At 72.5% G+C, this 10978-nt stretch carries 10 protein-coding genes and 1 pseudogene; 8 read left to right on the top strand and 3 right to left on the bottom strand.

Annotation, left to right across the window (positions count from 1 at the left end):
- The 4 genes and pseudogenes from ACFYT4_RS32095 to ACFYT4_RS32080 all read left to right on the top strand — a co-directional run.
- Window positions 1–132: pseudogene (locus tag ACFYT4_RS32095) on the top strand (4-hydroxy-3-methylbut-2-en-1-yl diphosphate synthase); the annotation flags it as partial.
- Between the two features lie 128 nt (window positions 133–260).
- Window positions 261–1106 (top strand): GNAT family N-acetyltransferase, encoded by an 846-nt coding sequence (locus ACFYT4_RS32090; protein WP_389277031.1) that lies wholly within the window; start codon window positions 261–263, stop codon window positions 1104–1106.
- A 61-nt stretch (window positions 1107–1167) separates the two neighbouring features.
- Window positions 1168–1737: a GNAT family N-acetyltransferase gene (locus tag ACFYT4_RS32085; protein ID WP_389277028.1), complete on the top strand. Its 570-nt coding sequence runs from the start codon at window positions 1168–1170 to the stop codon at window positions 1735–1737.
- A 68-nt stretch (window positions 1738–1805) separates the two neighbouring features.
- Entirely contained in the window at window positions 1806–3506 is a 1701-nt protein-coding gene (locus ACFYT4_RS32080) for a proline--tRNA ligase (protein WP_389277025.1), read from the top strand.
- A 174-nt stretch (window positions 3507–3680) separates the two neighbouring features.
- Here the strand turns inward: ACFYT4_RS32080 and ACFYT4_RS32075 are convergent, their stop codons facing one another.
- From ACFYT4_RS32075 to ACFYT4_RS32065, 3 genes are read right to left on the bottom strand one after another with little or no spacing between them, the layout of a single operon-like run.
- On the bottom strand, window positions 3681–4550 hold the full coding sequence (locus ACFYT4_RS32075) for an aminoglycoside phosphotransferase family protein (protein ID WP_389277022.1): 870 nt from the start codon (window positions 4548–4550) through the stop codon (window positions 3681–3683).
- Window positions 4551–4567: 17 nt separating this feature from the next.
- Entirely contained in the window at window positions 4568–5014 is a 447-nt protein-coding gene (locus tag ACFYT4_RS32070) for a ferritin-like domain-containing protein (RefSeq protein ID WP_389277019.1), read from the bottom strand.
- On the bottom strand, window positions 5011–5505 hold the full coding sequence (locus ACFYT4_RS32065) for a hypothetical protein (protein WP_389277016.1): 495 nt from the start codon (window positions 5503–5505) through the stop codon (window positions 5011–5013). The genes ACFYT4_RS32070 and ACFYT4_RS32065 overlap by 4 nt, the downstream gene beginning before the upstream one ends.
- A 154-nt stretch (window positions 5506–5659) precedes the next feature.
- Between ACFYT4_RS32065 and rimP the strand changes: the two genes are divergently transcribed.
- From rimP to infB, 4 genes are all read left to right on the top strand, one after another.
- Window positions 5660–6169 carry a ribosome maturation factor RimP gene (rimP, locus tag ACFYT4_RS32060; RefSeq protein ID WP_389277013.1) on the top strand — a complete coding sequence of 170 codons (510 nt, stop codon included), beginning with the start codon at window positions 5660–5662 and terminating at the stop codon, window positions 6167–6169.
- Window positions 6170–6171: 2 nt separating this feature from the next.
- Window positions 6172–7191, top strand: a complete 1020-nt coding sequence (nusA, locus tag ACFYT4_RS32055; RefSeq protein WP_389277010.1) for a transcription termination factor NusA — start codon at window positions 6172–6174, stop codon at window positions 7189–7191.
- Between the two features lie 130 nt (window positions 7192–7321).
- Window positions 7322–7609 (top strand): YlxR family protein, encoded by a 288-nt coding sequence (locus ACFYT4_RS32050; RefSeq protein WP_389277007.1) that lies wholly within the window; start codon window positions 7322–7324, stop codon window positions 7607–7609.
- 147 nt (window positions 7610–7756) lie between these two features.
- Complete coding sequence (infB, locus tag ACFYT4_RS32045) at window positions 7757–10870, top strand: translation initiation factor IF-2 (RefSeq protein ID WP_389277004.1); 3114 nt, start codon at window positions 7757–7759, stop codon at window positions 10868–10870.
- Window positions 10871–10978 lie beyond the last annotated feature (108 nt).

The raw sequence follows: 10978 nt of genomic DNA, 5'->3' as shown, positions 1-10978 counted from the left end.
AAGGGTGAGGTGATCAAGACGGTGCCGGAGTCGAAGATCGTCGAGACCCTGATCGACGAGGCCATGAAGATCGCCGAACAGATGCAGAAGGACGGCATCCCCTCCGGCGAGCCCGAGGTCTCCGTCAGCTGAGCCCCACCACGGTCCCCTGCACAGGCCCCCGCACGCCCTGCGTGCGCGGGGCCCGCTCTGCACTCGGCACCCGGCACACCCTCCGGGTACAGTGCGGAGATCAGCAGACCGTACGGTGAGGCCCCCTCGTGTTGACGCAGACCACCACCCGGGTCCTCGAACCCAGTGACCTCGGCGCCGCGCTCGCCGTTCTGGAGAGCGAGCCCGTGGAGAATGCTTTTGTCACGTCCCGGGTCCAGGTCGCGGGTCTCGACCCCTGGCGGCTCGGCGGCGAGATGTGGGGCTGGTACACGGAAGGGCGGCTGCGCTCGCTCTGCTACTCGGGCGCCAATCTCGTCCCCATCTGCGCCACCCCCGACGCCGTACGCGCCTTCGCCGACCGCGCCCGCAGGACCGGCCGCAGATGCTCCTCCATCGTCGGGCCCGCCGTGCCCACCGCCCAGCTCTGGCGGCTCCTCGAACCGAGCTGGGGCCCCGCCAGGGACGTACGCCCCCGGCAGCCGCTCATGGTGACCGAGACCGCCCCCGACGACATCGAGCCCGACCCCTTCGTCCGCCGTATCCGCAAGGACGAGATGGAGGTGATCATGCCCGCGTGCGTGGCCATGTTCACCGAGGAGGTCGGCGTCTCACCCATGGCGGGGGACGGCGGACTGCTCTACCAGGCCCGGGTCGCCGAACTCGTCGGCTCGGGCCGCTCGTTCGCCCGTGTCGACGACGGCAGAGTCGTCTTCAAGGCCGAGATCGGCGCCGCCACCACCCAGGCATGCCAGATCCAAGGAGTCTGGGTGGATCCGGAGTTCCGCGGCCGGGGGCTGTCCGAGACCGGGATGGCGGCGGTCCTGCGATACGCGCTCGCGGATGTCGCACCCATCGTCAGCCTCTACGTCAACGACTACAACACCGCCGCCAGAGCCGCGTACCGGCGGGTCGGCTTCCGCGAGGTCGGCGCCTTCATGAGCGTGCTCTTCTGAGCGCTCCCGTCCCGGCGGGCGCGCCGTCCGCGGCCCGCACCACGGCCAGTAGGGTTCGCGCATGGCAGTGCATCCCGGAGGCGGTCCCCGGATCCCCGATGTCGTGGTCCAGCCGGTCGATCTCTCCACCCGGATCGACGAAGCCCTCCAGGTCCAGGCGGTCGCCTTCGGACTCGGCCGGGACGAGATCGAGGTACGGCGCCATATCGTCCACCGCCACCTCCTCCAGCCCGGCGCCCGGGCACTCGGCGCGCTGACCGCCGAGGGAGATCTCGTCGGCTTCGTCTACGGGATGCCCAACGACCGCCGCCACTGGTGGTCCACCGTGGTCGAACCGTATCTGCGCCGCACCGGCAGCGACGGCTGGCTCGACGACTCCTTCGTCATCACCGAACTACACGTCCACCCCGTGTTCCAGGGCCGCGGCATCGGCCGCTCGCTGATCACCACCATCACGGACGCGGTGGACCAGCCCCGCTCCATCCTCTCCGCGATCGACGTCGAATCCCCGGCCCGCGCCCTGTACCGGCGGCTCGGCTACCGGGACCTCGCGCTGCAGGTCCACTTCCCGAGTGCCCCCAGCCCGTACGCCGTGATGGGAGCCCCGCTGCCGCTGCTGCGCGACAACTGATTTCCACCCGTCCGCACCCCCCGGCTAACCTCCTGCACATCACTCTTTCTTCACGCAGGAGACTTCCCATGGCAGCCCAGGTCCAGCGCATGTCCCGTCTGATGGTCAAGACACTGCGCGACGACCCGGCGGACGCGGAGACGCTCAGCCACAAGCTGCTCGTCCGCGCCGGGTACGTACGCCGCAACGCGGCCGGCATCTGGTCCTGGCTGCCGCTGGGCAAGCAGGTCCTGGAGAACGTCACCCGTGTGGTGCGCGAGGAGATGGACGCGATCGGCGGGCAGGAGGTCCTGCTGCCCGCCGTGCTGCCCAAGGAGCCGTACGAGGCGACCGGGCGCTGGGAGGAGTACGGCGCGGAGCTGTTCCGCCTCAAGGACCGCAAGGGCGCGGACTACCTCCTCGGCCCCACGCACGAGGAGATCTTCACCCTGCTCGTCAAGGACCAGTGCACGTCCTACAAGGACCTGCCGGTGATCCTCTACCAGATCCAGTCCAAGTACCGCGACGAGGCGCGCCCCCGCTCGGGCATCCTGCGCAGCCGTGAGTTCCTGATGAAGGACTCGTACTCCTTCGACACCACCGACGAGGGCCTGGCCCGGGCGTACGCGCTCCACCGCGAGGCGTACATCAAGATCTTCCGGCGGCTCGGGCTCGAACACCACATCGTGTCGGCGGTCTCCGGCGCGATGGGCGGCTCCGCCTCGGAGGAGTTCCTGGCCCCGGCCGCGGCGGGGGAGGACACGTTCGTCCACTGCCCCTCCTGCGGATACGCGGCGAACACCGAGGCCGTGACCTTCACCTTCGAGGCCGCCCCCGCCGCGGAGCACCCCCCGCTGGAGGCGCTGGACACCCCCGACACCCCCACGATCGAGACGCTCGCCCAGTACCTCGGCGTGCCCGCGTCCGCCACCCTGAAGAACCTCCTCGTCAAGGTCGACGGCGAGATCGTCGCGGTCGGCGTGCCCGGGGACCGCGAGGTCGATCTCGGCAAGCTCGCCAACCACCTCGCCCCCTCCGAGGTCGAACTCGTCACCGCGGAGGACTTCACCGGACGCCCCGACCTGGTCCGCGGCTATGTCGGCCCCCAGGGTCTGGAGAAGGTCCGCTATCTCGCCGACCCGCGGATCGCGGCCGGCACCGCGTGGATCACCGGCGCCAACCGGGAGGGCGTGCACGCGAGGAACGTCGTCGCGGGCCGTGACTTCGAGGTCGACGAGTACGTGGACGTCGTCGTCGTCGAGGACGGCGACCCCTGCCCCACCTGCGGCACCGGTCTCCGGCTCGGCCGCGCCATCGAGATCGGCCACATCTTCCAGCTGGGCCGCAAGTACGCCGACGCCTTCCAGCTCGACGTCCTCGGCAGCAACGGCAAGCCCGAGCGCGTCACCATGGGCTCCTACGGCGTCGGTGTCTCCCGTGCCGTGGCCGCCCTCGCCGAGCAGACCGCGGACGCCCAGGGCCTGTGCTGGCCGCGCGAGATCGCCCCCGCCGACGTCCACGTGGTCGCCGCGGGCAAGGCCCTCCAGACCGAGTTCGCGCTCCAGGCCGCGGACCAGCTCGCCGCGGCGGGCCTGCGGGTCCTCGTCGACGAGCGCGCCGGTGTCTCCCCGGGCGTCAAGTTCACCGACGCCGAACTCATCGGCGTCCCGAAGATCCTCGTCGCCGGCCGCCGCGCCGCGGAGGGCGTGGTCGAACTGAAGGACCGCCGCACGGGTGAGCGCGAAGAACTCCCGCTCGCCGAAGCGGTCACCCGCCTCGCCACCGTCTGACCTGCGCTCACCGGCCCCGGGACCGGGTGCCCGTACCGCCGGGGTGTCCTCCCGGGTGAGGCTCCGGGGGAGTCCGGGTCGCCGCCCCGGCCCCGGCCGAGGCGGCGAGGGGCGGTCGGACCCGGCATGGAGGGTGCGGGCCGTAAGCGTGCGGGCAGGGAGGGCGCGGGCCGGTCAGAGCCAGGACGCGAACTCCAGGCCCACTTCCGCCTCCCGTACCCGCCCCTCCCGCAGGCCCCGCGTCGCCGACTCCACCGCGCGGAAGAGCGTCCAGCCCCGGAGCCGGTCCGCGTCGATGTCGAGGGAGTCGGCGAGCCGGTTCACCCGGCGGCGGGTCGCGGCGGCGCCCGAGGACGACGCGATCAGGTCCTCCACCCGGTCGCGGACCAGCCGCGCCAGATCGTAGGCGCGCTCCCCGACGACGGGCTCGGGCCCCACCGCGAGCCAGGGCACGCGATCCGCCCCGAGCACCTTGCCCTGGCGGAAGTTGCCGTGGAGCAGGAGCGCCTCGGCGGGGGCCCCGATCATCTCCTCACGGGCGGCGAGCGCCGCGGACACGAGGGGCTCGGTGACGTCCCGCATCGCCTCCGCCTGCCGCGCCGTCCGCCGGGCCACCGTCTCGAAGCCGTGCCCCGGCGGCGGCTCGACCCACAGCCGCCGCACGATGCCCGCCGCCTCCAGCAGCGCCTTCGCCTCCGGGAGGGACCTCAGGGACACCTCGGGGTGGAGCCGCTCCAGCACCAGCGCGTCCCCCGGCGAGGACAGCAGCCGGACCGCGCCCCAGCCGTCCCAGTGCTCCAGCGCGGCCCGCTCCAGCTCCGGCCGCGCCGCCGGAGGCGCGAGTTTGAGCGCCGCGGGGGTGCCGTCCCCCAGCCGTACGAGAAGGACCAGGCTGCTCCGGCCACCGGGCGCCGTCACACGTTCGACGTCGAGGCCCTGCCGGGACACGGTCTCCTCGACGACCTCGGGCAGCCGCTGCAGCCAGCCGTCGCCCCCGCTCTCGCCCAGCGCCCGCACCAGACGCTGGGGCGCTTCGACATCCATGCGTGCGCGACTTCCCTTCACTGGCCGTTCACTGCGTTCGGGGCCCGCTCGGCGAGCCCGGGAAAGGCTACGCCGCTGCCGCGCCACCGCACCGCCCGGACCGCCGCCTCCCGCAGCGCCACGGCCGCCTCCCGGCGCAGCGGCCCTCCGGCGGCCCGTACGAGATCGGAGTAGACGCCCGCGACCCGGTCCTCCAGATGCGCCGCGAGCCGCACGGCCGCGGCCCCGTCGCCCACCGGGAACGGCAGTGCGTACCCGGGCGCCGCGGCCACCGGCCGCCCGCCCAGATCACGGACCGTGCGCGCGAGCGCGTCCCGGCGGGCCCGGTGCGCCGCGTGCGCGGCCGTCGCCTCCGCCTTCCGCGCGGCGCCGACCCGGGCGCCGGCGACCCCGTACCCGTACACCGCGGCGTGCTCCGCCGCGAGCGCCGCCTGGACGGCGTCGAGGACCCGGTCCGCGCTCATCGCGCACCCCCGTCAGCGGGCTCCGCGCCCGGCTCGGCCAGCAGATACGCGTGCACCGCGCCGGCCGCCGCGACCGACGCCAGCAGCCGCGCCAGCTCCGGCTCGGCGTCGGCGAGGGCGGTGGTGTGGGCGTCGGACACCCGGCGCTCGTCCGCGGCCAGCGCCCTGAGCGCGGCGGCGGGCTCGGCCGGGACCCGGACCGGTTCGGCGGTCCGCGCGCTCCCGCCGAACGCGGTGACATGGGCCGCCACCGAGGTCCGCAGCGGGGTGAGCCGTCCGGCCAGCGCCGGATGCGCCGCGATGACGGCGTCGTACCTGTCCCGCAGCGCTCCGCTCGCCCCCGCCAGCGTTCTGCGCAGGTCCGCGGTGGTGGTCCCGGAGGCGCCGCCCGTACGCGGTCCGTCTCCGTCGCTGCAGCCGGTCAGCACTCCCGCGGCGAGTGCGCCCGTCACCACGAGAGCATGTCTGCGCGTCGTCCCCGTGCGCCCCACGCGTGTCTCCCTCGGCCTCTCGGTGATCATCGCCGCAGGCGAGCGTACCTGTGGGTGCCCGGGCGGTGGACGGCAACACCCTTCGGGACCGGATACCCTTTGATCTGACACGCGACGATCCCACAACAGCACACGCGGCCGAGGAGTCACCCGGATGAGCACCACCCAGAGCGAGAGGCTGCGCGGGCTGCTGGAACCGCTCGTCAGCGCCGCGGGCCTGGATCTGGAGGAGATCGAGGTCTCCCGCACCGGGCGCCGCCGCCAGCTGAGGATCGTCGTGGACTCCGACGAGGGTGCCACTCTGGACGCCTGTGCCGAGCTGAGCCGTGCGATCTCCGGCAGGCTCGACGAGACCGATGTGATGGGAGAGGGCGAGTACGTCCTCGAAGTCGGCTCGCCCGGAGCCGACCGCCCCCTGACCGAGCACCGCCACTACGTACGCGCGGTCGGCAGGCTGGTGAAGTTCCGGCTCCGGGACGACCGGGAACTCGTGGCGCGCGTCCTGACCGTGGACGACGAAGGGCTCGGCCTCGAAGTGCCCGGGGTGAAGGGGCGCAGGCCCACCGCCCGCCGTATCGGCTTCGACGAGATCGCCCGGGCCCGCGTGGAGATCGAGTTCAACCGCAAGGACACACCGGACCAGCAGAAGGAAGAGGAGGCGTAGCCGTGGACATCGACGTAAAACTCCTGAAGGGCTTGGCACAGGAGAAGGAGATCCCCTTCGACCTGCTGGTCGAGGCGATCGAGTCGGCCCTCCTCATCGCGTACCACCGCACCGAGGGAAGCCGCCGTCACGCCCGGGTGGTGCTCAGCCGTGACACCGGCCATGTGACGGTCTGGGCCAAGGAGGACCCGTCGGACGTGGCGGAGGGCCAGGAGCCCAAGGAGTTCGACGACACGCCGACGGACTTCGGGCGCATCGCCGCCACCACCGCCCGCCAGGTCATCCAGCAGCGACTGCGGGACGCGGAGAACGATGTCACCTTCGGCGAGTACGCGCGCCGTGAGGGCGATGTCGTCGCCGGCCAGGTCCAGCAGGGCAAGGACCCCAAGAACGTGCTGGTCAGGCTGGACGACAAGCTGGAGGCCATCCTGCCGGTGCAGGAGCAGGTCCCCGGCGAGGAGTACACGCACGGCCTGCGGCTGCGCACCTACGTCGTCCGGGTGGCCAAGGGGGTGCGCGGCCCGTCCGTGACCCTCTCGCGCACCCACCCCAACCTGGTGAAGAAGCTGTTCGCGCTGGAGGTCCCGGAGATCGCGGACGGCAGCGTCGAGATCGCGGCCATCGCCCGGGAGGCCGGGCACCGCACCAAGATCGCGGTCCGGTCGACCCGCTCCGGGCTCAACGCCAAGGGCGCCTGCATCGGCCCGATGGGCGGCCGTGTGCGCAACGTCATGGCCGAACTGCACGGTGAGAAGATCGACATCGTCGACTGGTCGGACGACCCGGCCGACATGGTGGCGAACGCGCTCTCCCCGGCCCGGGTGAGCAAGGTCGAGATCGTCGACCTCGGAGCGCGCTCCGCCCGGGTCACCGTGCCCGACTACCAGCTGTCGCTGGCGATCGGCAAGGAGGGCCAGAACGCCCGCCTGGCCGCCCGGCTGACCGGCTGGCGCATCGACATCCGCCCGGACACGGAGCAGAGCGCCGACCAGGGCCCGGAACAGGGCTCCGACAGGGACTGAGGACTTCGGTCCGGGGCCCGGGCCGCGATCCGGCCGGAATCCGGACCATGATCAGGACCATGATCAGGACAACGGGTGTTCGATTTCCGCCCCGAATGGGTGGGGTCACTACGGGGAGGTAGACTTAAGCGTGTCTGGCCGGACGCACGTCGGCTCATGCCCTGAACGTATGTGTGTGGGCTGCCGGGAGCGAGCGGCCAAAAGTGATCTGCTGCGCATCGTGATGATCGGGAGCGAGTGCGTCCCCGATGATCGCGGTACGCTGCCCGGCCGGGGTGCGTATGTACACCCCGCCGTGGTCTGTCTCGATCTGGCTGTACGACGCCGGGCGTTCCCCCGGGCCTTCCGGGCCAGGGGACCGCTCGGCACGGCCGGAGTACTGCACCACGTGCAGCGGACGGCGCAGGCGGCACCGTAGGAAGAAGTACGGCACGGATCCCCGTGCGGTCAGGTACCTCGCGAGTTGGAAGTAGGTCGAGATTGCGATGAGCACTCGATGAGTACGCGATGAGTACGCCCATGAAGTAGCGACGGTCCGGCGGTAACCGGACCTAAAAGGAGCGAAGTGGCTAAGGTCCGGGTATACGAACTCGCCAAGGAGTTCGGCGTCGAGAGCAAGGTCGTCATGGCCAAGCTCCAAGAACTCGGTGAATTCGTCCGTTCGGCGTCCTCGACGATCGAGGCGCCGGTTGTGCGCAAGTTGACTGACGCTTTGCAGGGGTCCGGCTCAGGTGCCGGCAAGTCCGCTGCCAAGCCCGGCGCGCCCCGCAAGGCAGCGCCGTCCCCCGCCGCCCCCCGTGCGGGCGGCCCCACCCCCGGCGCGCCGACTCCGGCCGCGCCCCGTCCGCCTGCCCCCAAGCCCGGCACCCCGGCCCCCAGGCCGGCCGCCGCCGAGGCCCCCGGCAGCGCCCCCTCCACCGCACCGGCTCCGGCCCCCCGCCCGGGTCCGAAGCCGGCTCCCGCGCGGCCCGCGCCCGCCAATCCGGTCCCCGCGGCGGAGTTCTCCGCCCCGGCCCCGGCGCAGCCCGCGGCTCCGCAGTCCCCGCGTCCGGGCACGCCCGGTCCGCGTCCCGCCCGTCCGGCTCCGGCCGGCGGCCAGCGTGACGGCGGCCGGGACGGTGGCCGCGGCGGCGACCGTCAGGGCCGTCCCGCGTCCGGCCAGGGCGGTCCCCGCCCCGGCGGCAACCGTCCGGCCGGTCCCCGTCCGGGCAACAACCCCTTCACCTCCGGCGGCTCCACCGGTATGGCGCGCCCGCAGACGCCCCGTCCCGGCGGCGCTCCCCGGCCCGGTGGACACGGCGCTCCCGGCGCCCCCCGTCCGCAGGGCGGTCCCGGCGGAGCTCCCCGGCCCCAGGGCCAGGGCGGCGCTCGTCCGACCCCCGGTGGCATGCCCCGTCCGCAGGCGCCTCGCGCCGCCGGTCCCGGTGGCGGCGGCCCCGCGGGCAACCGCCCGAACCCGGGCATGATGCCGCAGCGTCCGGCCGCGGGTCCGCGTCCCGGCGGTGGCCCCGGCGGCGGTGGCGGCCGCGGTCCCGGCGGCGGCGGTCGTCCCGGCGGTGCCGGTGCGGGCCGTCCCGGTGGCGGCGGCGGCTTCGCCGGCCGTCCCGGTGGCGGCGGCGGTGGCGGTCGTCCCGGTGGCGGCGGCGGCTTCGCCGGCCGTCCCGGTGGCGGTGGCCCCGGTGGCGGCGGCGGCTTCGGCGGCGGCCGTCCCGGATTCGGCGGGCGTCCCGGCGGCCCCGGTGGCCGTGGTGGCACCCAGGGCGCGTTCGGCCGTCCCGGCGGACCGGCCCGTCGCGGCCGCAAGTCGAAGCGGCAGAGGCGCCAGGAGTACGAGGCCATGCAGGCCCCGTCGGTCGGCGGTGTGATGCTGCCCCGTGGCAACGGCGAGACCATTCGCCTGTCGCGCGGCGCGTCCCTCACCGACTTCGCGGAGAAGATCAACGCCAACCCGGCGTCGCTCGTCGCGGTCATGATGAACCTCGGCGAGATGGTCACCGCGACCCAGTCCGTCACCGACGACACGCTGGTCGTGCTCGCCCAGGAGATGAACTACAAGGTCCAGATCGTCAGCCCGGAGGAGGAGGACCGCGAGCTTCTCGAGTCCTTCGACATCGAGTTCGGCGAGGACGAGGGCGGCGACGAGGCCCTGGTCTCCCGTCCGCCGGTCGTGACCGTCATGGGTCACGTCGACCACGGAAAGACCCGCCTGCTCGACGCCATCCGCAAGACGAACGTCGTCGCGGGCGAGGCCGGTGGCATCACCCAGCACATCGGTGCCTACCAGGTCGCGACCGAGGTCAACGACGAAGAGCGCCGCATCACCTTCATCGACACCCCGGGTCACGAGGCGTTCACCGCCATGCGTGCCCGTGGTGCGAAGTCGACCGACATCGCGATCCTCGTGGTGGCGGCCAACGACGGTGTGATGCCCCAGACGATCGAGGCGCTGAACCACGCCAAGGCGGCCGATGTGCCGATCGTGGTTGCGGTCAACAAGATCGACGTCGAGGGCGCGGACCCGACGAAGGTGCGCGGACAGCTCACCGAGTTCGGTCTGGTGGCTGAGGAGTACGGCGGCGACACCATGTTCGTCGACATCTCCGCCAAGCAGGGGCTGAACATCGACTCCCTGCTGGAGGCCGTCGTCCTCACCGCCGACGCCTCGCTCGACCTGCGGGCCAACCCGGAGCAGGACGCGCAGGGCATCGCGATCGAGGCCCACCTCGACCGCGGCCGCGGCGCCGTCGCGACCGTCCTCGTCCAGCGCGGCACGCTGCGCGTCGGTGACACGATGGTCGCCGGTGACGCGTACGGCCGGGTCCGGGCCATGCTCGACGACAAGGGCGAGAACGTGGAAGAGGCGGGTCCCTCGACCCCGGTCCTCGTCCTCGGTCTCACCAATGTCCCGGGTGCGGGCGACAACTTCCTGGTGGTCGACGAGGACCGTACGGCTCGTCAGATCGCCGAGAAGCGTGCCGCCCGCGAGCGCAACGCCGCGTTCGCCAAGCGGGTGCGCAGGGTGTCGCTGGAGGACCTGGACAAGGTGCTCAAGGCCGGCGAGATCCAGCAGCTCAACCTCATTATCAAGGGCGACGCGTCCGGTTCGGTCGAAGCGCTCGAATCGTCGCTGCTCCAGCTCGATGTCGGCGAAGAGGTCGACATCCGCGTGCTGCACCGCGGTGTGGGTGCGGTCACCGAGTCGGACATCGACCTGGCCATGGGCTCCGACGCCATCGTCATCGGCTTCAACGTCCGCGCGGCCGGCCGTGCCTCGCAGATGGCGGAGCGCGAGGGCGTCGACGTCCGGTACTACTCGGTGATCTACCAGGCCATCGAGGAGATCGAGGCGGCCCTCAAGGGCATGCTCAAGCCGGAGTACGAAGAGGTCGAGCTGGGCACGGCGGAGATCCGCGAGGTCTTCCGCTCGTCCAAGCTGGGCAACATCGCCGGTGTGCTCATCCGCTCCGGCGAGGTCAAGCGGAACACGAAGGCCCGCCTCCTGCGCGACGGCAAGGTCATCGCGGAGAACCTCAACATCGAGGGTCTGCGCCGCTTCAAGGACGACGTCACCGAGATCCGCGAAGGCTTCGAGGGCGGTATCAACCTCGGAAACTTCAACGACATCAAGATCGACGACGTCATCGCCACCTACGAGATGCGCGAGAAGCCGCGCGGCTGACCGGGCAAGGGCCGGGGCCGGTCGGCGGAGATATTTCCGTCGATCGGCCCCGGCCGCTGCGTGTACGGTTCTGGGTGTCCCTGCCAGTCACCGGCAGGTGCCCCTGAA

Source organism: Streptomyces sp. NPDC004609 (assembly GCF_042873655.1).
Taxonomy (GTDB): Bacteria; Actinomycetota; Actinomycetes; order Streptomycetales; family Streptomycetaceae; genus Streptomyces.
Note: the sequence above shows the minus strand (reverse complement) of the source record. Positions and strands in the feature narration are given on the sequence as shown.